17 protein-coding genes are annotated in these 22,600 nt (G+C 72.6%); 8 read left to right on the forward strand and 9 right to left on the reverse strand.

The genetic code is table 11. The features are described 5' to 3' along the window. The first annotated feature begins 1 nt into the window (after position 1). The 5 genes from ACIGWZ_RS35070 to ACIGWZ_RS35090 are packed head-to-tail and all read left to right on the forward strand — an operon-like array spanning position 2 to position 5,640. Positions 2–901, forward strand: a complete 900-nt coding sequence (locus ACIGWZ_RS35070) for an ABC transporter permease (RefSeq protein ID WP_400071285.1) — start codon at positions 2–4, stop codon at positions 899–901. Next, on the forward strand, positions 898–1,779 hold the full coding sequence (locus ACIGWZ_RS35075) for an ABC transporter permease (RefSeq protein ID WP_400071287.1): 882 nt from the start codon (positions 898–900) through the stop codon (positions 1,777–1,779). The genes ACIGWZ_RS35070 and ACIGWZ_RS35075 overlap by 4 nt, the downstream gene beginning before the upstream one ends. 4 nt (positions 1,780–1,783) lie before the next feature. After that, a complete protein-coding gene (locus ACIGWZ_RS35080; RefSeq protein ID WP_400071289.1) occupies positions 1,784–2,854 on the forward strand; it encodes an ABC transporter ATP-binding protein in 1,071 nt (356 codons plus the stop codon). 40 nt (positions 2,855–2,894) lie between these two features. Further along, positions 2,895–4,214 carry a flavin monoamine oxidase family protein gene (locus ACIGWZ_RS35085; RefSeq protein WP_400071291.1) on the forward strand — a complete coding sequence of 440 codons (1,320 nt, stop codon included), beginning with the start codon at positions 2,895–2,897 and terminating at the stop codon, positions 4,212–4,214. Continuing rightward, entirely contained in the window at positions 4,207–5,640 is a 1,434-nt protein-coding gene (locus tag ACIGWZ_RS35090) for an aminobutyraldehyde dehydrogenase (protein ID WP_400071292.1), read from the forward strand. The genes ACIGWZ_RS35085 and ACIGWZ_RS35090 overlap by 8 nt, the downstream gene beginning before the upstream one ends. A gap of 79 nt (positions 5,641–5,719) precedes the next feature. Here the strand turns inward: ACIGWZ_RS35090 and ACIGWZ_RS35095 are convergent, their stop codons facing one another. From ACIGWZ_RS35095 to ACIGWZ_RS35105, 3 genes are all read right to left on the reverse strand, one after another. Beyond that, the gene (locus ACIGWZ_RS35095; RefSeq protein WP_400071294.1) at positions 5,720–6,184 is read right to left on the reverse strand and encodes a VOC family protein; all 465 of its coding nucleotides are present in this window, start codon (positions 6,182–6,184) and stop codon (positions 5,720–5,722) included. 4 nt (positions 6,185–6,188) lie between these two features. After that, on the reverse strand, positions 6,189–7,160 hold the full coding sequence (locus ACIGWZ_RS35100; RefSeq protein WP_400071296.1) for a DUF5996 family protein: 972 nt from the start codon (positions 7,158–7,160) through the stop codon (positions 6,189–6,191). A gap of 204 nt (positions 7,161–7,364) precedes the next feature. Further along, positions 7,365–8,780 (reverse strand): FAD-dependent oxidoreductase, encoded by a 1,416-nt coding sequence (locus ACIGWZ_RS35105; protein ID WP_400071298.1) that lies wholly within the window; start codon positions 8,778–8,780, stop codon positions 7,365–7,367. 210 nt (positions 8,781–8,990) lie between these two features. Between ACIGWZ_RS35105 and ACIGWZ_RS35110 the strand changes: the two genes are divergently transcribed. Then, entirely contained in the window at positions 8,991–9,509 is a 519-nt protein-coding gene (locus ACIGWZ_RS35110; protein WP_400071299.1) for a CGNR zinc finger domain-containing protein, read from the forward strand. Between the two features lie 69 nt (positions 9,510–9,578). Here the strand turns inward: ACIGWZ_RS35110 and ACIGWZ_RS35115 are convergent, their stop codons facing one another. The 6 genes from ACIGWZ_RS35115 to ACIGWZ_RS35140 all read right to left on the reverse strand — a co-directional run bounded on the left by ACIGWZ_RS35115 (position 9,579) and on the right by ACIGWZ_RS35140 (position 20,304). Beyond that, entirely contained in the window at positions 9,579–11,363 is a 1,785-nt protein-coding gene (locus ACIGWZ_RS35115) for an MOSC domain-containing protein (protein WP_400071301.1), read from the reverse strand. Then, a complete protein-coding gene (locus ACIGWZ_RS35120) occupies positions 11,360–12,229 on the reverse strand; it encodes a DUF427 domain-containing protein (RefSeq protein WP_400071303.1) in 870 nt (289 codons plus the stop codon). Before ACIGWZ_RS35120 ends, ACIGWZ_RS35115 begins: the two co-directional genes overlap by 4 nt. Positions 12,230–12,517: 288 nt before the next feature. Next, a complete protein-coding gene (locus tag ACIGWZ_RS35125) occupies positions 12,518–13,384 on the reverse strand; it encodes an alpha/beta fold hydrolase (RefSeq protein WP_400071305.1) in 867 nt (288 codons plus the stop codon). Between the two features lie 261 nt (positions 13,385–13,645). After that, positions 13,646–14,929 carry a methyltransferase domain-containing protein gene (locus ACIGWZ_RS35130; protein WP_400071307.1) on the reverse strand — a complete coding sequence of 428 codons (1,284 nt, stop codon included), beginning with the start codon at positions 14,927–14,929 and terminating at the stop codon, positions 13,646–13,648. 175 nt (positions 14,930–15,104) lie between these two features. Beyond that, entirely contained in the window at positions 15,105–19,385 is a 4,281-nt protein-coding gene (locus ACIGWZ_RS35135) for a molybdopterin-dependent oxidoreductase (protein ID WP_400071309.1), read from the reverse strand. Between the two features lie 274 nt (positions 19,386–19,659). After that, positions 19,660–20,304 (reverse strand): cysteine hydrolase, encoded by a 645-nt coding sequence (locus ACIGWZ_RS35140; protein ID WP_400071311.1) that lies wholly within the window; start codon positions 20,302–20,304, stop codon positions 19,660–19,662. A gap of 146 nt (positions 20,305–20,450) precedes the next feature. On the opposite strand from ACIGWZ_RS35140, the gene ACIGWZ_RS35145 reads away from it, so the two are divergent. Both ACIGWZ_RS35145 and ACIGWZ_RS35150 read left to right on the forward strand, forming a co-directional pair. After that, complete coding sequence (locus ACIGWZ_RS35145; protein WP_400071314.1) at positions 20,451–20,915, forward strand: pyridoxamine 5'-phosphate oxidase family protein; 465 nt, start codon at positions 20,451–20,453, stop codon at positions 20,913–20,915. Between the two features lie 211 nt (positions 20,916–21,126). Next, positions 21,127–22,587 (forward strand): acyl-CoA synthetase, encoded by a 1,461-nt coding sequence (locus tag ACIGWZ_RS35150; RefSeq protein WP_400071316.1) that lies wholly within the window; start codon positions 21,127–21,129, stop codon positions 22,585–22,587. The last annotated feature ends 13 nt before the right edge of the window (positions 22,588–22,600 follow it).

The following is a 22,600-nucleotide window of genomic DNA, read 5'->3' on the forward strand; positions in this document are numbered from 1 at the left end:
CATGCCACTGCTCCGTCGCTCCTCGCGCACCCGCCGCCGCGGCCCGGACGCCACCGGCACCCGCATGTGGACCTGGTTGATGCTGCCTGGCACCCTGTGGATGACCGGCTTCCTGATCGCCTCACTGGCGCTGGTCGCCGTCCTCTCGGTCGGCACCACCGACGAGCTCGGCAACCCGCGCTTCGGCTTCGACCTGTCCGGCGTGCGTGCCCTCGCCGACTCCGCCTACACCGACGTCCTGGCACGATCCCTCGGCTACGCCCTGCTGACCTGCGCGATCAGCCTGCTGATCGCCTACCCGGTGGCGTACACCATCGCCCTGCACGGCGGACGCTACAAACACGCGCTGATCGCCGCGATCGTGGTGCCGTTCTTCGCCAACTACCTGGTGCGGATGTACGGCTGGTCGGTGGTGCTCTCCGACGACGGGCCCGTGCTGCGCGCGCTGCGCGCGGTGGGACTGGCCGACGCGGGCACGAAGATCCTCAACACCGGCGTCGGCGTGGTCGCGGGACTCGTCTACGGCTTCGTCGTCTTCATGATCATCCCGCTGTACGCGGCCCTGGAACGGCTGGACGTCTCCCTCATCGAGGCCGGCCGCGACCTGTACGGCGGCCCGATCCGCACCTTCTTCTTCGTCACCCTGCCCGCAACCCGGCAGGGCGCGGCGGCCGGACTCGTCCTGGTCTTCCTGCCCGCCATGGGCGACTTCGTCAGCGCACAGCTCATGGGAGGCCCGGACCAGATCATGATCGGCAATCTCATCCAGGACAAGTTCTTCCAGGGCCAGAACTGGCCGCTGGGCTCCGCACTCACCATGCTGCTGATGCTGGTCCTGCTGATCGGGATGTTCGGCTATCTGCGACGCACCCGCAAGGACGAGGCGGAGGCCCGCCGATGACCCTGCTGCGCGAGTCCGCCACCACCGCCCCGGCCCGTCCGGCCACCCGGAAGCGCGCGCGGCGCGGCCGTACCGACCGCAGGCCCCGGATCCTCATCGCCGTCACCGCGCTCTTCTTCGCGCTGCTCTACCTGCCCATCGCCGTGGTGGCCCTGTTCTCCTTCAACTCCAAGAAGTCCCTGACCGTGTTCGGCGGGTTCAGCCTGCGCTGGTACCACGCGTTCGTCCACGACGACCTCATCATCTCGTCGCTGAGCACCAGCCTGCGGATCTCCCTGGTGGCGATGGCCGGTTCCCTCGTCCTCGGGGTGGCGCTCGCGCTGGGCCTGGTCCGCAGCCGCACCCGGCTCGGCTCGCTGGCCGGCCTGATCATGCTGGTGCCGCTGATCACGCCGGAGATCGTCACGGGCGTCGCGTCGATGCTGCTGTTCAAGGGCCTGGGTGTGACCCTGTCCACCGGCACGGTGATGCTCGCCGAGATCACCTTCTCGATCTCCTACGTCACGGTCGTCCTGCGGTCCCGGGTCGCCGCGCTGAACCCGGAGGTGGAGGAGGCCGCGATGGACCTCGGCGCCACCCGCTGGCAAGCGGTGCGCCTGGTGACCCTGCCGGCCCTGTTGCCCGCCGTGCTCGCCTCCGCCGTACTGATCTTCGCGCTCGTCTTCGACGACTTCGTCCTCGCCTACTTCACCACCGGCGTCGACCCCCAGCCGCTGTCGGTACGGATCTACTCGGCGATCCGCTTCGGCGTACAGCCCACCATCAACGCGGTCGGCACGCTGATGCTCGCGGGATCCATCGCCCTGATCGCCCTGGCCCTGTTCATCCCGCGCCTCTTCGGCCGCCGCGGCGGCCTCGACATCCTCTCCGGAGAGTGACCCCATGGACGCGACCCCCGCAGTCCGGCTCGACGGCGTCTCCAAGCAGTTCGCGGACTCCTACGCCGTCCACCGCCTCGACCTCGACATCGAGGCCGGACACTTCTTCTCCCTGCTGGGCCCCTCCGGCTGCGGCAAGACCACCTCGCTGCGCATGATCGGCGGGTTCAGCGACCCCACCGAAGGTTCGGTGCTGCTCGCCGGTGAGGACGTGACCGCGCTGCCGCCGAACCGGCGCAACGTCAACACCGTCTTCCAGAGTTACGCGCTGTTCGACCATCTGAGCGTCGCCGACAACGTGGCCTTCGGCCTCAAGCGCAAGGGCGTCGGCAAGGCCGAGAGGCGGCTGCGGGTCGGCGAGATGCTGGAGCTGGTCCAGCTCGCCGGTCTCGCCGACCGCAAGCCCCGTACCCTCTCCGGCGGCCAGCGCCAGCGCGTCGCCCTTGCCCGCGCGCTCGTCAACCGTCCGGCCGTCCTGCTCCTCGACGAGCCGCTGGCCGCCCTCGACCTGAAGCTGCGCAAGCAGATGCAGGTGGAGCTGAAGCAGATCCAGCGCGAGGTGGGCATCACCTTCGTCTTCGTCACCCACGACCAGGACGAGGCGCTGACCATGTCCGACCGGATCGCCGTGATGAACGCGGGGCGCATCGAGCAGTGCGGCACCCCCGAGGACATCTACGAACACCCCGCCAGCCGCTTCGTCGCCTCCTTCATGGGCACCTCCAACCTGATGACCGGCACCTACCGGGACGGTGCGGTGGCGCTGGAGAAGGGTCCGGCCCTGCCCGTCGGCCCCCGTACCGGCATCGCGGACGGCACCGCCGTCAGTGTGTCCGTGCGCCCCGAGAAGATCTGGCTGTCCGACTTCGAACCGGGCATGTCGATGCTGCGCGGCGTCATCCGCGAAACCGTCTACAGCGGCCCGACCACGACCTACCTCATCGAACTCGCCCCCGGCGTCACGCTGTCCGTCCTGGAGCAGAACACGGCCCGCGCGCGCATGGAGGACCGCTGGAGCGGCGGCGAGACGGTGGAGTTCGGCTGGCTCCCCGAGCACTGCCTGGTCCTGGCCTGACGCCCGCACCCGAACCCCCGTACCGACGAAAGCGAAGCTGATGCATCACGACGTGATCGTGCTCGGCGCCGGGCTGGCCGGGCTCGCCGCCGCCCGGGACCTGGCGGCCGCCGGCACCGACGTGCTCGTCCTGGAGGCCCGGGACCGCGTCGGCGGCCGGGTCGAGCAGACCCGTACGCCCGACGGCCGCACCGTCCAGCTGGGCGGTGAGGTGGTCGGCCGCGGGCACACCGCCTACCTTCGACTCGCCGAGGAACTCGGCCTCGACCTGGTCCCCAGCTATGTCGCCGAACCCGGCCGCCTCACCCGTGCCACGCCGGAGGGCCGCTCGGCCGGCGATCCCCCGCACTGGTTCGGCCCCGGCGACGCGGCCCTGCACGAGCGGCTCGGCGCGGAATACACCGACCTGGCCGCCGGCGTCGATCCCGACGCCCCCTGGTCGCACCCGGACGCGACCGCCCTGGACCGGCTGTCCGTGGCCGACTGGCTGCGCTCCCGGCATGCCACGCCCGCCGTGGTCCGCCTGTGGGACATCGGTCAACTCGCCCTGGCCGGCGGCTCCTACGAGCGGATCTCGCTGCTGGCGGCGCTGCGCAAGAGCGCGGCGGTCCCCGGCTCGGGCACCGGCGACTACGACTACGACGACTGGGAGGGGCTGCGGCTGGCGGCGGGATCGGCGACGCTCGCCGAGGTCATGGGCCGCGAGCTGGGCCCGCGCATCCGGCTCGGCTCCCCCGTCGCCGCCCTGGACATCCGCCCCGGCCGCTGCGCGGTGCGCCTGGTCACCGGCGAGGTGTTCACCGCCGGGGCCGTGGTGAGCGCCCTTCCCGTGGGTCCCCTGCGGGCCGTCGCCGTCAGCGGCGTGAGCGAGGCCCGGCTCGCCTCGCTGCACCGGCAGCGCCATGCAGCGGCCGCGAAGTTCGCCGCCGTCTACGACCGGCCCTTCTGGCGCGCCGACGGACTCAACGGCCTGTCCGAGTCCGAGGGGGTGCTGGGCAGCACCTGGCCGCAGAGCGAGGGCATCCTGTCGGCGCTGATACCGCCCGAGCGCTACGGCGTCCTGCTCGGCACCCCGCCCCACCTGCGCACCCCCGAGCTGCTTGCCGAGATGGCCGCCATGTTCGGCGACGAGGCACACCGGCCGACCGCCTGCCACCTGCGGCTGTGGGGCACCGACCCATGGACGCAGGGCTATGTCACCCAGTGGCCGCCGGGCGAGGTCATGGCCGTCGGCCCGCTGCACGGCACCCACGAACCGCCGTTCTACGTCTGCGGCTCCGACCAGTGGGTCGCCGGCTACATGGAAGGCGCCGTCCGCACCGGCCGCGCCGCCGCCGAGGAGGCACTGCGCCGTGGCTGACACCGAACGCCTGAGGTCCGTCCTCAACCACATCGGCGCCAAGGAAGTCGCGGCCGCCTCCGGCGCCACCCTGTCGCTGGTCGACCCGGCCACCGGACTCCCCCACGGCTCGGCCCCGCTCTCCGGCCCCGAGGACGTGGACGCGGCCTGCCGGGCGGCGCAGGACGCCTTTCCCGGCTGGTCGGCCACGGCCCCGGGGGAACGGCAGGCCGCGCTGCTGCGCCTCGCCGACGCCCTGGAGTGGGAGGCGTACGCGCTGGCCAGCGCCGAGGTGGCCGACACGGGCAAGCCGCGCGCGCTGTTCCTGGCGGACGAGCTGCCCGCGATCGTCGACGTGCTGCGGTACTTCGCCGGAGCCGCCCGGAACCTGCCGGGCACCGCCGCCGCCGAGTACACGCCGGGCCGCACCTCCGTCCTGCGGCGGGAGCCGGTCGGCGTCTGCGCCCAGATCACGCCGTGGAACTACCCGCTGATGATGGCCGTGTGGAAGATCGCCCCCGCGCTCGCCGCCGGCAACACCGTCGTCCTCAAACCGTCCGACAGCACGCCGTCGTCGGCCGTGCTCCTCGCCCGGCTGGCCGCCGAGCACCTGCCGCCCGGCGTGCTCAACGTCGTCTGCGGCGACCGCGACACCGGGCGCTGCCTCGTCACCCACCCCCTTGTCCGGCTGGTGGCCGTCACCGGCAGCGTCCGCGCCGGACAGGAGATCGCCGCCGCGGCGGCCGCCGACCTCAAGCGGCTCCACCTCGAACTGGGCGGCAACGCACCGGTGCTGGTCCACGACGACGCCGATCTCGACGACACGGTCGAGCAGTTGTCGTCGCTGGCCTTCTACAACGCGGGCCAGGACTGCACGGCCGCCACCAGGATCCTGGTCCATCACCGGATCCACGACGCCTTCGTGGCCGCCTTCGCCGACCGGGCCGCGGAACGCCTGCCCGGCGCCCCCGACGACGCCCACGCCGCCTTCGGCCCACTCGCCAGTGCCGCCCAACTCGCCTCCGTGCAGGGCCTGTTGCGACGTCTGCCGGACCACGCCGAGATCGTCACCGGCGGCGCGTCCCCCACCCGTCCGGGCTACTTCCACGAGGCCACGGTGGTCGCGGGGGCGCAGCAGAAGGACGAGATCGTCCAGAGCGAGGTGTTCGGCCCGGTCGTCACCGTCCAGCCGTTCGCCGACGAGTCCGAGGCCCTCCGGATGGCGAACGACGTGCCCCAGGGACTCGCCGCGAGCGTCTGGACCCGCGACCACGACCGCGCCATGCGCGCCAGCCGCGCGCTGCACACCGGCATCGTCTGGGTCAACACCCACGGCACGACGGTGTCGGAGATGCCGCACGGCGGCGTACGCCACTCCGGCTACGGCAGCGACCTCTCGCTCGCCGGGCTGCTCGACTACACGCAGGTCAAGCACGTCATGCTGTGACGGACCGCGGCGGCCGGTACGGCGGTGAGGGGTGCATCCCGGCATGGGACGCCGACACGGGCCGCCGACCGCCGCGCGCTCATGCCTCCTGTCCGGGCGGACCGGCGCGGTCCGCGAAGACGCCCTTCAGCATGCCGGTGGCCTGTCCGACCTCGATCAGGTGGCCGTCCGGATCGCGGAGGTAGCAGCGGAGTTCGGCCTTGCGGTCGAGGGGCTCGGTGAGGAACTGCGCGCCCTTGGCCACGGCCTGCTCGTAGAAGGCCGCGATGTCGGCCACCCGTACGTTGAGGAAGGAGGAGACGGGGTCGCCCGGTTCGGGGGCGGTGAGGGTGACGTCCGGCTTGTCGGGGGTGGGGCCACCGCCCGGGTTCATGATGATCCAGCCATTGGCGATCTTCACGATGCAGGGGTTCTCCGCCAGCACCACCTCACCGCCGAAGACGTCCGCGTAGAAGCGCCGCGATGTCGCGACGTCCCGCACGGTCAGGAAGTGCGTCAGCACCAGCCCCTCGGTGGGTGTCGGCCAGTCGTCGTGATGCGTCATCGGGTCATCCCTTCGTCTCCGCGCCGACCGGGCCCGAACTCCAGCGCGCGGGGTCGACCTCGAGCGATGCCCGGTCCCATCCGGCCCGCTCGGCGGCCGCCTCATAGGTGCTGTGCAGGAAGCCGGAGAGCGTCCGGTCCGGGTCGCCGGAGCGGCGCACCGCTTCGTACGGCAGCAGGAACTGGCCGTTCTCCTGGCTGTAGAACGCCTCGGAGGGCGCGACCGGGCTGTCCGCGAAGCCCTCCGGTTCGGGGTAGGCGTAGGAGTAGAAGGCCCCTTCGTCCCCGCCGCCCGGCCAGAACCCGCAACTGCTCAGCTCGCGCGAGTAGCCCTCCACCATGACCCAGTCACCGCAGTTGGGTGCGCCTCCGGGGTGTCGCGGGGCACCGCGCCCGGAGAACCGGGTGCACGCCAGGTCCATGGCGCCCCAGAAGAAGTGGACGGGGCTGACCTTGCCGGCGAAGTGTGCGCGGAATTCCCCGAACACCCGGTTGGCCTGCAGGAGTTGGCGCCAGAAGAGCTGCGCCGCGGCCGGGTCGTAGGTGTGGTGCCGGTAGTCCTCCGCGAACGGGATCGCCGGCTCGACCTCGTTCGGATGCCCCTGGATGGTGGTGGGGACGCCCAGTTCCTCCAGGGCCCGCAGGAAACGGGTGCCGAAGTCGGCCACCGGCATGGACTCCAACGTGATGCGGCGGGCGCCGCCGTCACTGGTGCGCAGATTCAGCGCGTGGTCGAGGAAGTCGAATTCGATGTCGAAGACGCCCGCGCCGTGCGGAATGGCGGAGGTGGTCAGTCCCCGCGGGCTGACGTAGAAGGTCACCTGCCACCAGTGGTTGACCAGCGGGGCATGCGCCAGCCGGACCTTGCCGACCATCTGCGTCCACATGTGCAGCGTCTCGCGGGTCTCGGTCCAGTCGGCCACGCGCAACTGCGGCCACGCCGCCGCACCCGGCCGGGAGGTTCCCGTCGTCCCCATGATCCCTCCGCTCCATGGCCTCGGGCGGCTCCCCGGTACGCGGTGACCGACACCGGCCGGACGGTTGCCCTGGAGGGACGCGGTGGGCGATGCCGTCCCCCTCTCCACCTTGCGCAGGTCTCCTGGCCGCAGCAACTCGATGCGCGGGGACGGCGCGGCCCCGCAGTGAGCGGCCGCCGCGTGGCGGGCGGCGCACCGGGCGGCCTACACGCCGGCCGTCCGCGGTTCGTCGGTGCGGACGACGGCGGCGATGACGTCGTTGAACGCCTCGGTGGAGCTGGGGTGGGTGTAGACGGCGCTGCGCAGGTCGGCCGCCTTGATGCCGTGTCGCATGGCGAGTGCGACGGTGTTGACGAGTTCCTGCGCGTCGACGCTGAGCAGGGCGGCGCCGAGGATCTCGTCGGTGTCGGCGTCCATGACGAACTTCATCATCCCGCGGGTCTCCTCGACGATGTAGGCGCGCGGCATGGCCACGATGTCGGCGACGGCCTGGCTGCCGATCTTCACCCGGCGTCCGGCCGCGCGGGCCTGCTTCTCGGTGAGTCCGACGGTCGCCAGCGGCGGGGTCATGAAAAGGGTGTGGGGGATCGCCACCCGGTCATCGGTCGAGCGCTTGCCTTCGCCGGTGAGCTGGTCGAGCACGATGCGGCTGTCGTCGAGGGAGATGTAGGTGAACTGCGGTCCGCCGTTGACGTCGCCGAGGGCGTAGATGTGCGGCCGGCTGGTGCGCAGGTAGGCGTCGACCTGGACGGCTCCGCGCTCGGTAATGGCGACGCCGGCGGCATCGAGGCCGAGGTCCTGGGTGGCGGGGGCGCGGCCGGCGGCGACGAGGACCGCGTCGGCTTCGACGGTGTGGCGCACGCCGTCCGTCTCATAGGTGAGGGTCGCGCCGGTCTCCCCGTCGCGGACTTCGGTCACCTCAGCGCCCGCGACGATCTCGATGCCGTCGTCGGTGAGGATCTTCACCGCCGCCGCGGCGATGTCGTCGTCCTGGTGGCCGAGGATCTTCGGGGCGGCCTCGAACATGGTGACCTGCGAGCCGAATCCGCCGTAGATCGCGGCGAACTCGATGCCGAGGTAGCCGCCGCCGACGATGGCCAGGCGGTCCGGCAGGACGGTCGACTCGATCAGCTCGGTGCTGGTGACGAGGTACGCGCTCTCCCGCAGCCCCGGAATGCGGGGGACGACCGGCTGGGAGCCGGTGTTGATCAGGATGGCCTCGCCCGTGACGGTGACCTGGCCGGTGCCGGTGTCCACGGCGACGGTGTGGGGGTCGAGGAACCGGCCGTGGCCGGTGAGGACCGTGACGGTGTCCATGCCGTTGAGCGCGTCGTAATTGCCGCCGCGGAACAGCTTGGTGAGGGCCTGGGTCTCCTGCACGGAGCGCTCGTACCACTCCTGCGGCGGGTCCTGGGGGCGGCGTTTGCCGGAGCGGTGGACGAGTGCCTTGGTCGGTACGCAGCCGACGTTGGGACAGGTGCCGCCGTACATGTGCGCGGACTGCTCGACGAGGACGACGCGCTTGCCGAGCCCGCCCATCGTCGCGGCCACGACCTTGCCGCCCTTGCCGAAGCCGATGACGAGGACGTCGGCGTGGAGGGTGTCGTTCGTGGTGTCCATGGCTCATTCCTCTGCGCGCGCAGGCCGGGAGGTCGATGGGCGTGAGCGGCCCTCACTCCTCATGGAAGCTCCGCCCCGCCCGCCACGCCCAGTGATGGACCGGACCGGCCGCCGACCGGGGCCGCACCGTCTAACCCCGATAAGTACTTTCACCAGTTAGGCCTTTCACCCTCCTTGGGTTAACCTGTCAAGGTACCTTTGGAGGTTAGATTGACGGCTGCGTCACCGACGGACGAAGAACTGCTGCTGGACCTGCTGAACACCACGCCGGTCGTCGAGGGCCTGCCGCGCGACGAACTCGGTGACGTCGACGCCGGACGGCGCTGGCTCGCCGCCCACGACCAGCCGGCCTCGGCCGAGGAGTGGCGTGCCGTGCGGGAGGCGCGTTCGGCGCTTCAGGCCGTGGTCCGCGGGGAGCGGCCCCCGGCCTCGGTGGCGCCGTTCGTGGCCGGTGCCGGCCGCCGTCCGACGGTCGAAGGTGACGGCATCGTCTGGAGCCTGGACCTGCCCGAAGGGCGATCCGCCGCCGCCAGGGCCGTGCTCGCGTGGGGCGCTCTCAAGACGTCCGGCCCCGGCAGGCTGCGGCCGTGCGCCAATCCCGCGTGCCGGCTGTTCCTGATCGACCGCAGCAAGCCGAACACCGCCCGGTGGTGCTCGATGGCCACGTGCGGCAACCGCATGAAGGCCCGGCGGCACTACGAGCGGACCCGGGACGCCTCGTCACGATGACGGGCAACGAGCCGACCGGAAGGGGCCGCTGACGCGGCATCGCTCCGTTCCGTCCCGGCAGCGGCTGCTTCACATGTCCAGGACGACGTCGTTGCCGGGCCGGGCGCAGCAGGTGAGTACCTGTCCGGCGGCGGGGGGCTCCAGCGGGGCCGGCGAGTAGGTGATCTCGCCGGACAGCAGGGGCGTGACGCAGGTGTGGCAGACGCCGGTGCGGCAACTCCAGCGGGCCGGGACGTCGCAGGCCTCGGCCAGTTCGAGCACGCTGCGCTCGGTGGCGGGGAACGGCGTGGAGATGCCGCTGCGGGCGAAGGTCACCAGCGGGCCGGTTCCGGGCGGCCCGGGTGGCTGGTGCGGCGGCCGGCGGGGCTGTCCGGTCAGGCCGGGGTTGATGGGGGGCAGGGCCTCGAACAGCTCGGTGTGGATGCGGGCGGGAGCGATCCCGGCCGTTGCGAGGGCCTCCCCCACGTCGGCCATGAACGCGGCCGGTCCGCAGACGTACGCGGTCGCGTCGGCCGGGAGGTCCAGAGCGATCAGCTTGTCCCCGGTGACGCGACCGGGGGCGGCGTGAACGCGGCGGCGTTCCTCGGGCGTGGCGGCGCTGTAGAAGATGTGCTCGCGGGCGCGGGGCAGCGAGGCGAGCAGATCGTGCGCTTCGGCGGCCAGCGGATGTTCCCGCGGGCCGCGCGCACCGTGGATCCACCAGACCGTGCGGCCGCTGCCGGAACCCGCCAGCTCATGCAGCATGGCCAGCACCGGAGTCAGGCCGATACCGGCAGAGACGAGGAGGACCGGGCCGGTGTCCTCGTCGAGGACGAAGGTGCCGCGGGGCGCCGCGGCGTCGAGCACCGCGCCCGTCCGCAGCTCGGTGGTCAGGTACCTGCTCGCGGTGCCGTGCGCCTCGCGCTTGACGCTGATCCGGTAGCTGCCGTCGTCCGGCGCGGAGGACAGGGAGTAGCTGCGCACCGGGGCAGGCTGTCCTGCGTCGGGAATCCGCAGCGTCAGGTACTGACCGGCCCGGGCAGCCGGGAGCCGGGTCCCGTCCGCGGCGGCCAGGTGGAGGGAGCGGACCGTCGCGCTTTCGGGGACCGTTCTGGTCACCCGCAACGCGCGGAACCCCGGCCATGCCGGCTCGGTGTCCGCTGGCGCGGCCGCGCTGCCCGGCATGTCGGCGGCCTTGAGCAGATCGCGGAACGAGTCCTGCCAGCCCGGACTCAGGGCGGGGATCCGGGTGGCGAGGCGCAGCGTGGCGGGGTCCCGGCCGGGGAGGTAGAGCAGCGCGTCGGCGGCGGCCACGGTCAGCGCGCCGGGTCCGGCCCTGGTCTTGATGATCCGGTCGCCGGCCCGGATCCGTCCCTCGCGGATGACCCGCATGTAGAAGCCGGGGCGGTGGTGGCTGACCAGCAGCGCGGGCAGCTCGGGTTCGCCCAGGCGCAGGCCGACGCGGTAGCAGGTGACCCGGGGCTGGGTGACCTCGAACTCGGCCTCGCCGATGCGGTAGCGGTCGCCGATGCAGACCTCGTCGTCGGCCAGGCCGTCGACGGTGAGGTTCTCCCCGAACTGGCCGTAGCCGAAGTCGTCGCGTCCGAAGTGCCGTTGCCAGTACCGGTAGGACTCGATCTGGTAGACGAGTACCGCCCGCTGCTCGCCGCCATGGCCCTGGGTGTCGCCCTGACCGTCGCCGTCGATGTTGAGCCGGCGCACCCTCGCCGGGCCGGGCACGGGGTGTTTCCAGACGCCGGTGTAGACGGTCCGGCCCTGCCAGGAAACGTTCTGCGGCAGGCCGACGTTCACGGACAGCAAGACGGGCGGCCGGGTCTTCCCCTCCGCGGCGACGGCCTCTCCGACGGCGGTCATGGATGCCGTCCCGGAGACGCTTCGTCGAGCGTGAGGTCGCGGTCGACGCCGTGCGCGACCACGCCCTGTCCGGGCTCCGGGCGCAGCCGGGTGCCGTCGAGCCGCACCTCGACCTGGTCCGCTTCGAACGACAGCAGCCCGCTGATGCGCCGGACCTCGGTCCAGGCGTCCTCGTACGACCACGCCGCGCGACGGGCGCCGGCGATGTCGTAGTAGCTGGCCAAGCCCTTGTACGGGCAGAACGTTCGGCCCTCGGCGGCCGTGAGCGCGGACGCGTCGACATCGGCGCGCGGGACGTACCAGCGGGGTGCGAACCCGGACTCGTACAGGACCAGCGGGCTGGTGGTGTCGGCAACGATCCCGTCGCCGCCGCGGACGACGAGATGGCGGCTGGTTCGGCGGATGTCGATGCGGTGATAGCCGTCGGCGGCGTGACCGACGATCCGCTCGTCCTCTTCGTAGAAGGCGTCCATCGCCCGCCACGCGAACGCCACCCGCCCCTCCAACTCGCCTGCGTAGCGGGGCAGTTCCGTGTGCTGCCAGGCCGCGCGCGGGGTGCTGTGCCCGCCGGCCCGGACGGTGTACCAGACCGTCGGGCCGAGGTCACGGTGCCGGGTGGTGTGCTCGCCGGGCTGCAGGACGTCGTCGGTGACGTCGCCGAGCGGGAAGTAGGCCACGGGGTAGCGGCCCGGCTCGTGCAGCAGTACGACGTCTTCGCTGTCGGCGATCCAGGCGCCGCCGAAGCGGACCCGCATCCGCCGGCGCAGCGGCTCGGCGAACGGCATCCGCTCGGGCAGCGGACCGGGGACGAGGAATCGGCCGACCGCGCCCGGGGCGAGCGGCCCTTGCTGCCAGGAAAGGCCCATCGTGGTGATCCTTCCGGAGACACCCGGGCACATGTCCGCCCGGGCGGGGAGTGCGGGTCGGCGACCTACCGCCGTCGATGCCCGGCGGCACGCCGGCCGGAAGGGCGCCGGTCACGGCGGGGAGGACCCCGTCGGCCACGGCGTCGGCAGTGCCGATGCGCCGGGCCGGACGACGCGGGGCGCCGATATCGGCGCAGCGGCCCGCCCTGCCATGCTCTCACCGAGGCGTCCCCGGCGCCGGTGTCGATCACGCCCGGGGAGCGGGCGCCGCCGCGGACCGGGTTCCGGTCACAGAAGCGTTCTGTCGAGGAACCGGCGGACGGTGCCCGCGGCGGCATCCAGGTGGCTTTCGAGCAGGAAGTGGCCGCCGTCGAGCAGGCAGATCTCGGCGCCGGGAGCGTCGTCGGCGAAGGCGAGCGCGCCCTCGGGGCCGAAGATCTCATCGTTGCGGCCCCAGACGGCCAGCAGCGGGACCCGGCTGTCGCGCAGATAGGCGTGCAGCCGCGGGTAGAGCGGGAGGTTGTTGGCGTAGTCGGCGAACAGGTCCAGCTGCACCGCGTCGTTGCCGGGCCGGGACACCAGGGCGAAGTCGTGATGCCAGGTGTCGGGGCTGACCAGGGTCTCGTCCGCCACGCCGTGCAGGTACTGCCACCGGATGGCCTCCAGGGTCAGCGCCCCGCGCACCGGCGCCTCGGTCGCCGGGGTGCGTTCCTGCCAGAACTCCCGCACCGGCTTCCAGAACTCCTCGGCGAATCCTGCCTCGTAGCCGTTGCCGTTCTGGGTGATGATCGCGGTGACCGCCGCCGGGTCCCTGACGGCGAGCCGCCAGCCGACGGGCGCCCCGTAGTCCTGGACATACAGGGCGTACCGGGTGACGCCGAGCTGCTCCAGCAGGTCCGCGGTCAGGTCCGTCAGGGCGTCGAAGGTGTAGTCGAACTCCTCGGCGGGCGGCGCGTCGGACAGGCCGAAGCCCAGATGGTCGGGGGCGATCACGTGATACCGGTCGGCGAGCAGCGGAATCAGGTTCCGGAACATGAACGAGCTGGTGGGGAAGCCGTGCAGCAGCACCACGGTCGGCGCGTCGGCCGGCCCGGCTTCCCGGTAGAACAGCCGCTGCCCGCGCACGGTCGCGTAACGGTGATGGAGGGTCGTCATGTCTGCTCCGTTCCGTGCCGGGCCGGCAGACTCGACTTCCCACCGACTTATAACCGGCATAGGGACTTTAAATGGTTAGTACGAGTACGAGCCAACCACCCAAAACCTAACCTGTCAAGCTACGAATGGGGGTTATACGGAGGCGGGGGTGCGCCTGGCACTCCCCCACGCCCGCGGCACCGGAGCCGGTCGGCGGCCCCGACCGCCGGGCGCACCTCGTGCGTCACGCGGCGGTCTTCGCGGCGGCGCCGGGCCGAGCGGTCATCGGGCCCGGACGGCGCGGGCCAGGAAGTACTCCCCGGCGTCGTCGTACTCGTCCAACGCCCAGCCTGCGTGGTGGAGCGCGGGCCGCAGATTCGGCTCGGCCAGGGGGTCGTCGGGGCTGAGCGGGCGGCCGTGACGGGCGGCGCGTTCGACGCGGCCGGATGGATGGAAGAGCAGGAGGGTGCCGCCGGGCGCGGTGACGCGGGCCCATTCGTGCAGGGCGGCGGGCGGGTCGGGGAGGTGGTCGAGGAGCCCGGCCGTGAAGATGCCGTCGACCTTGCCCGGGGCCAGGGGCAGGCGGTGGCAGTCGGCCAGCAGCAGCCGGGCCGGGCCGATGCGCCCGGCGCGGGCGGCGGCCGCGAGCATGGCCTCGGTGACGTCCACTCCCAGGACCGCGCCGTCGTCCCCGACCCCCGCGCGCAGCGCGGGCAGCGCCCGCCCGGTGCCGCAGCCCAGGTCCAGCGCGGTCTGGCCGGGGCGCAGCCGCATACGGGCGACGGCCGCCGCGTAGCGCGGGGCGTCGGCGGCGAACCGCATCTCCCAGGCATCGGCCCGCGGGGCGAAGAAGGTGCGGGTGGCGGTGTGCTCGGCGCGGGCCGCCACCAGCGCGGCGAACCGCCCGAACACCCGGTCCCGGTGCGGGGCCAGCGCGGCCAGCTCCGCCGGGGCGGCCTCCCTCAGGCCGGGGGCGGTCGCCGCCTCCTCGGGGAACGCCGTCACGAAGGCGTCCACGGCCGCCGCGTCGACCTCCAGGTGGAACTGCAGCCCCCACGCGGAGCCGCCCACCCGGAACGCCTGCACCGGATACCGGTCGCAGGAGGCCAGCGGCACGGCCGCGGCCGGAAGGTCCATGGTGTCGCCGTGCCAGTGCAGCACCCGCCACCGCTTCGGCGCCCCGGCGAGCAGCGGATCCCGGCTCGCCGCCTCCCGCGTCCGTATCTCCCCCCAGCCGATCTGCGGCCCCCACCCCGGACGGGCCACCCCGCCCGCCGCGAGCGCCAGCAGCTGCGCCCCCAGGCACACCCCCAGCACGGGCACCCCGGCGGCCAGCGCCGACCGCAGCAGCGCCACCTCGGCCGACCGCGTGGGGAAGCCGTCGTCGCCGCACGCCGACATCGGCCCGCCCATCACCACCAGCGCCGCCACCCCGTCCAGACTCCCCGGCACGGGGTCGCCCGCCCACACCCGGCACACCCTCATGCGCAGACCGGCCGCGGCGATCGCCTCGCCGATCGCATACGGCCCCTCACCGGGCACGTGCTCCACCACCAGGACGGTCACCGACTCACCTCACGATCCACAGATGCGATGCGAGACGACTACATCACATCGCATGTGGCAATCATCAGGGGGCTTTTGCTCTCGCTTATGCGATCTTGGGTGCCGGTGGAGAACCGTCGGAATGCACGTGGCCTGTGACCGGACCGGCCGGCGGCCCGGACCCGGGCCCGGCGGATCAGTACACGTCGCGGGCGTAGCGCTTGTCGGTGGCGAGCTGCTTGACGTACACCGCGGCCTCGTCCTCGCTCAGCCCGCCCTGGGCCACGGCGATCTCGCGCAGCGCGCGGTCGACGTCCTTGGCCATCCGGTTCGCGTCGCCGCAGACGTAGAAGTGGGCGCCGTCCTGCAGCCAGGACCACAGCTGGGCGCCATGCTCGCGCATCCTGTCCTGGACGTAGACCTTGGCCCGCTGGTCGCGGGAGAAGGCCAGATCGAGGCGGCTCAGCGTGCCGTGCCGGTGGAACTCCGCCAGCTCCTGCTGGTAGTAGAAATCGGTGGCCTGGCGTTGTTCGCCGAAGAAGAGCCAGTTGCCGCCGTGGTGGCCGAGGGCTCGGCGCTGCTCCAGGAAGCCCATGAACGGGGCGATTCCGGTGCCCGGGCCGACCATGATCGCGGGCGTTGCGGGGTCCGCCGGCGGGCGGAAGTGCGCCGAGCGCTGCACGAACAGCGGCACCTCGTTGCCCGGTTCGGCATCCGCGAGGAAGGTCGACGCGACGCCCTTGCGCTGGTGGCCCGACGGCCCCTCGTAGCGCAGTACCGAGACGGTCAGGCTGACCTCGCGCGGGTCGGCGAGCGGGCTGGAGGAAATCGAGTAGAGGCGCGGTTGCAGCCGCTTGAGCCGTTCGGCCCACTCCTGGGCGCCGACCCGGACCGGGAACTCGGCGAGGACGTCGACGGCCTGCCGGCCCCAGGTCCACCTCGCGAGGCCGTCCTTGTTGTCCGGGCGCATCAAGCGTTTGAGGTCGCGGTGACCGGTGCGCTCGGCGGCGAAACGCAGCAGGTCGGAGGTGATGCGGGTGATGTCCAGGTGGCGGTGCAGCGCCTGCGCGAACGGCATGGGTTCCAGGCCCGACAGCAGGACCTCGGCGTCCGGGGACACTCCGGTGACGGCGAGCCATTCCGCCACCAGACCGGCGCAGTTGACCGGCCAGATCCCGAGGGCGTCGCCCGCCTCGTACGCCACGCCGCTCTCGCCCAGGTCGAAGGTGAACCGGCGGATCTCCTTGCCCGCGCCGGGCAGGCTGAGCAGCTGGTTGCCGGACAGCCGGGCGAGGTACGGGGCGGCCTTGCTCGGCCGGGCCGCGCCTGCGGGACGCGCGGTGCCTTCCGCGGGAGCGGGCCCCGCAGGAGTTGCCGGCGGCCCGACGGACGGCGCGGCGGTCGGCCCGGTGGGGGTCGCGAGGGCGGCGATCACCTGCTCCAGCCACTGGCCGGCGGACTCTTCGTGGTCGGGCTCGCAGTCGACGCGCGGCAGGAGACGGATGGCTCCGAGCTCGTCGAGGCGGTGGTCGAGACGGCGGCCGTGGCCGCAGAAGTCGTCGTAGGCGGAATCGCCGAAAGCGAGCACCGCATACCGGACGTCCTCCATGCGGGCGGCATCGGCGGCGCTGAGGGCCTGCCAGAAGTCGGCCCCGTTGTCCGGGGCGTCCCCGTCGCCGAACGTGCTGGTGATCACCAGCAGGTCCGTGCCGGGCGACAGGGCCGCGGGTGCGCGGTCCGCCATGCTGTGCACGGTCGTCGGACGGCCGGTCTCGGCCAGCCGCCCACCGACGGTGGCGGCGAAGTCCTCGGCAGTGCCGGTCTGGGAGGCCCACAGCACCACGACCTGTCGCATGGGCTCGCCGCCTGCGGTGGCGGGCGCCGGCTCCGCCGCGGACCGCCCCGGGGCTCCGGGCGGCCCCGTCACCGGCCCCGGCGTCCGGGAGAAGGTGCCGGCCAGGAAGCCGTCGACCCAGAGGGCGGTCGATGCCTCGAACGGGGCGTCGGCGGGGAGGGTCGGCACGGCCTGGCCGGGCGGGGCCGCGGCCACCCCGGCCAGGAAGCCGGCCAGGTACCGGCGTTCGTGGTCCGCGAGGGCGGGAGCGGTCAGGTCGGTCAGGCCGAACAGTTCGGCGATGCCGGAGACCGGCGAGGTGGCCACGTTCGTCTCCGTGTGCAACCGGGTCATGACGGCACCTTGCTCGGCGGCGGGGGGCGGCCCCGCCGTCGCGGCGCCCCGCCGGTCGCCGCGGACCGGCCGTGCGGCGGCCGGGCCGGGGGCGGGCACCGGTGTCCTGGTCTTGGTGAGGGTCACCGCGCAGACCTTGAACTCGGGCTGGAAGGAGAGCGGGTCGACGGCGTCGTTGGTGACCGCATTGACGCTGAGGTACTCGCCGAACAGATCGTTCCAGTGGAACGGCGCGAAGCAGTTGCCGGGCCGGACCCGGTCGGTGACGACCGCGGGCAGCACCGCCCGGCCACGCCGCGAGACCACGTCCACCCCGTCGCCGTCCACGATGCCCAGCGCGGCGGCGTCCTGCGGATGGAGTTCGACGAAGGGGCCGGGATCCAGCTTGTTGAGCTTGGCGACCTTTCCGGTCTTGGTCAGGGTGTGCCACTGGTGCTGCAGGCGCCCGGTGTTGAGCACGAAGGGGTAGTCGTCGTCCGGGAGTTCGGCGGCGGGGAGGTGGGGGCGGGCGAAGAAGGACGCCCGGCCGGACACGGTCGGGAACACCAGCCGGGGCCGGCTGCCGTCCGGGCGCTCGACCAGGGCCTGGCTGACGCCGTCGTTGAGGTAGCGGATCGGGTTGCGGTCCGGACCTGTCACGGCCGCCGCGGGCCACTGCACCGGCGTGCGGCGCAGCCGCTCGTAGGTGACGCCGCGCAGGTCCCATCCGGTCTTCGGGTTCCATGCCTGCCTGAGCTCCTCGAACACCTCCTCGGCGCAGGAGTAGCTGAACGCGTCGGCGAAACCCATCTCGCAGGCGACCCGGGCGATGAGCTGCCAGTCCGGCAGGGCCTGTCCGGGTGGGTCGACGACTCCCTGGACGAGGGTGAGGTTCCGTTCGGAGTTGATCATCACCCCGTCGGCCTCCGCCCACAGCGTGGCGGGCAGCACGATGTCGGCGTACGCGTTGGTCTCGGTCTCGGCGAACACGTCCTGGGTGATGACGAGTTCGGCCGTCTCCAGCGCCTCGATCACGGTACGCCGATTGGCGACGGAGGCGACCGGGTTGGTGCAGATGATCCAGCACGCCTTGATCTCACCGGCCGCCATCTCCTCGAACATCTCGACGGTGCCGCCGCCGGCCTCGGTGCGCAGCGTGCCCTCCGGCACGCCCCACAGGTTCTCGATGAAGCGGCGGTCGTCCTCGACCAGGACGGAGCGCTGTCCGGGCAGGCCGGGGCCCATGTAGCCCATTTCGCGGCCGCCCATGGCGTTCGGCTGGCCGGTGAGGGAGAAGGGGCCGCTGCCGGGACGGCAGATCGCGCCGGTGGCCAGATGCAGGTTGACGAGGGCGTTGGTGTTCCAGGTGCCGTGGGTGGACTGGTTGAGGCCCATCGTCCAGCAGCTCATCCACTCGCCGGCCTCGCCTATCCACCGGGCGGCCCGGCGGAGGTCGGCCTCCGGGATGCCGGTGATCTCGGAGACCTTCGCGGGCGGGTGGTCCGCGAGGAATCCGGGCATCTCGTCCCAGCCCTCGGTGTACTCGGCGATGAACTCCGGGTCGGTCCAGCCGCCTTCGACCAGGAGGTGCAGCAGGCCGTTGAGCAGGACCAGATCGGTGCCCGGCCGGATCTGGAGGAACAGGTCGGCCTTGTCCGCGGTGGCGTTGCGCCGGGGGTCGACCACGATCAGCTTGGCGCCGCCGGACTTGATGCGGTCCATCATCCTCAGGAAGAGGATCGGGTGGCAGTCGGCCATGTTGGCGCCGATGACGAAGAAGGCGTCCGCCCGCTCGAAGTCCTGGTAGGAGCCGGGCGGCCCGTCGGCGCCCAGCGACAGCTTGTAGCCGCTCCCGGCGCTCGCCATGCACAGCCGGGAGTTGGACTCGATCCGGGGGGTGCGCAGGAAGCCCTTGGCCAGCTTGTTGGCCAGGTACTGCGCCTCCAGCGACATCTGGCCGGAGACGTAGAGCGAGAGAGCGTCGGGGCCGTGTTCGTCGAGGATCTCCCGAAGGCGCCCGGCGGTCCGGGTGATCGCCGCATCCACGTCCAGGGCCACCGGCTCGGCGCCCCGCTCGGCGCGGACCCGCGCAGTGGCCAGCCGGCCGGGGGCGGCCAGCATGTCCGCGTGCGTCGCGCCCTTGGTGCACAGCCGTCCGCCGTTGGCCGGATGCTCCTTGTCGCCGGAGGCCTTGGCCACCGTCCGCCGGCCGTCGGCGCCCTCGGCGATGTCCAGCACGATCCCGCAGCCGACGCCGCAGTACGAGCAGACCGTGCGCACCCGCCCGGTCGCAGCCTTCGCCTCAGCCACAGGAAGTCCCCTCCAGATCACCGACCGACAACCCCGGGCTCGGGGCCGCTGCGACCGGCGGCGCGGGGCGATCCCGTCCCCGCCAACCTAGAAAGGGCGTGTTGCCCGGGCATGACCGGCAACGCCACGGCGGCGTAACACCCACCGCACCCGATGCCACCCGGCACTGTGAGGCCTCCGGCCCGGCCCCGCGCGGACGCGTGTCAGCAGCGGTCGGCGACGGGCGCGGACCGTTCGCCCGGGGTGCCGGGCCGGGGCGGGACGGCGTCCCGGTTCAGCGGGCGCGGCGGGGGCGTTTCCAGCAGGTCAGAACGGTTTCGGTGGTGGCGATGGTGGCCACCAGGGCGAGCGTGTGCCGGACCATCGCGGAGGTGTAGTCGGCGGGCACTCCGGCGATGGCGTCCGCCGGTACGACGGCCGTGTAGCCGAGGTTCACGGCGTCGAACACGGCGTTGGGGATCGCCACATTCGCCGAGACCCCGGTGACGACCAGCGTCCGGCATCCGAGATTGCGGAGCAGGGCGTCCACATCGGTGCCGGCGAGCGGGGAGAGGCCGTGCAGCCTGCGCACCACCAGGTCGTCGTCCGAGACCGGGATCGGGTCGGCGACGCGTACCGCGGTGGACCCGATGGTCTGCTGGACGGGCAGCCGCTCGGCCGCCTTGAACAGGCGGGCGTTGTGGCTGGCGCCGCGCCCGTCGGGGCGGCGTTCGGCGATCGCGTGCAGCACCTGGACCCCGGCCTCGTGGGCGGCCGCGACCAGCCGGGCGATGCGTGCCAGCGCCCCTGTCGTACGGGCCGCTTCGGCGAGTTCGGGCAGCGCGCTGTCCGTACCGACCACCCCGCGTTGGCACTCGACGGTGAGCAGCACCGTGGTGGCCGGGTCCAGTTGCTCGATGAGTCGCGCGTCCGACGGCATGGGCGATCCCCTCCTGTGCGAGGCGCGCGACGCTAGCCGCCATTGCGTCCGTTAGGAAGAGCCCGCATGATTCCTCCGTGATTCCTGACACCTCGTCAGGTATGGACGGTTCGGTACGCGATGGACGGCAGTGGAGGCGATGACGGATGGCGGACACTCAGCGGCGCGGGCGCCGGATCATGATGACGCGGGGGGAACTCGACGCGTTCCTTGCGGCGCAGCGGACCTGCCGGGTGGCGACGGTCGGCGGGGACGGCGCGCCGCATGTCGGCGCGCTGTGGTTCGTCTGGGACGGTACGGCGCTGTGGCTCTACTCCCTCACCCGCAGCAAGCGGTGGGCCCAGCTGCGCAAGGATCCGCGGATCGCGGTGGTGGTCGACGACGGGCACGAGTACGGGGAGCTGCGCGGCGCCGAGCTGGCCGGCGAGGCGGTGTTCGTCGGCGAGGCGCCCCGTACCGGCGAGCCCTGCCCCGAACTGGACGTCCCGGAGCGGCTGTTCGCGGCGAAGTACTTCGGGATGGACGCGATGCCGCACGACGGGCGGCACGCATGGCTGCGGCTGACGCCGGACTCCCTCGCTTCGTGGGACTTCCGCAAGATGCCGGGGTGATCCGCCGCGGCCGTCGGGGGTTTCGCGCCCCGTCACGGCGGCCCTCCCTCGCCGAGCCGTCCGAGATCACATGGTCCGTCGCGCCGTCGGAGATCGGATTGTCGGTGGTCTCTGCGAAAGTGGAGCGGTCAGCCCGTTCTCCACCGTCACGGGTGCGGGAGCGGGGTGGCTCGGCCGTCACGGGCCGGGCGCCGACGACGAAGGAGATCTGGTGAACGTGCTCTTCCCCGCACTGCACGACGCTTCGCCCGCCCCCGCGCTGCGCTTCGGTGACCGCGCACTCAGCTATCGCCAACTGGCCGCGGTGGCGGTGCCGCTCGCCGGGCGGATCGGCGGCGAGACCCGCGTGGCGATCTGGGCGACCCCGACGCTGGAGACCGCGGTCGCCGCGGTCGCCGCGCTGCTCGCCGGGGTGGCCGCGGTGCCGGTGAATCCCAAGATCGGCGAGAGCGAGCTGGCACACATCGTGGCGGACAGCGCGCCCTCGCTGGTCCTGGCCGCATCGGGCGACGACCTACCGGCGGCGCTCGCCGCGCTCCCCCGTCTCGACGTGACGGTGGCCGAGCCCGAGGAGGGGTCCGAGCCGGTGCCGCTCCCGTACGAACCGGTCGACGAGGCACCGGCCCTGATCGTCTACACCTCCGGCACGACGGGACCACCCAAGGGCGTCGTCCTCCCGCGGCGCGCCATCGCCCGCACCCTCGACGCGCTGGAGGACGCCTGGCAGTGGACCGCCGACGACGTCCTCGTCCACGCCCTGCCGCTGTTCCACGTCCATGGCCTGATCCTCGGCATCCTGGGTCCGCTGCGCCGCGGTGGCAGCGTCCACCACCTGGGGCGCTTCAGTACCGACGCGGTCGCCCGGGAGCTTTCCGCGGACGGCACGATGCTGTTCGGCGTGCCGACGATGTACCACCGCCTCGCCGTCGAGGCCGGGCAGAACCCCGCGCTCGCCAAGGCGCTCTCCGGGGCGCGGCTGCTGGTCTCGGGCTCGGCCGCGCTGCCGCTGACCGATCACGAGCGGATCGCGGCGGCCTCCGGGCGGCGGGTGATCGAGCGTTACGGCATGACGGAGACGCTGATGAACACCAGCGTGCGGGCGGACGGCCCGGACGCCGCCGGGACGGTCGGGGTGCCGCTGCCGGGGGTGTACGTCCGGCTGGTGGACGACGCGGGGCAGGCCATCGAGGCGAGCGACGGCGAGACGGTGGGCGAGATGCAGGTCCGCGGCCCGAATCTGTTCGTCGAGTACCTCAACCGTCCCGATGCCACGGCCGCGGCGTTCGACGGCGGCTGGTTCCGTACGGGCGATATGGCGGTCCGTGACGCATCGGGGAATTACCGCATCGTCGGCCGCAAGGCCACCGACCTGATCAAGAGCGGCGGCTACAAAATCGGCGCGGGCGAGATCGAGAACGCCCTGCTGGCGCACCCCGGGGTCGCCGAGGCGGCCGTCACCGGCGAGCCGGACGAGGACCTCGGCGAGCGGATCGTGGCCTGGATCGTGGCCGAGTCCGGCCCGGACGCCGGGCCACCGCCTTCCGGCCAGGAGCTCGCCGACCATGTTGCCCGCCAGCTGGCGCCGCACAAGCGGCCCCGCGTGGTGCACTTCCTGGACGCGCTGCCGCGCAACGACATGGGCAAGATCCTGAAACGAGAGCTCCATGCATGAGTCCGACGCCGCG

It is taken from the genome of Streptomyces sp. NPDC053427, assembly GCF_044544985.1.
Taxonomy (GTDB): Bacteria; Actinomycetota; Actinomycetes; order Streptomycetales; family Streptomycetaceae; genus Streptomyces.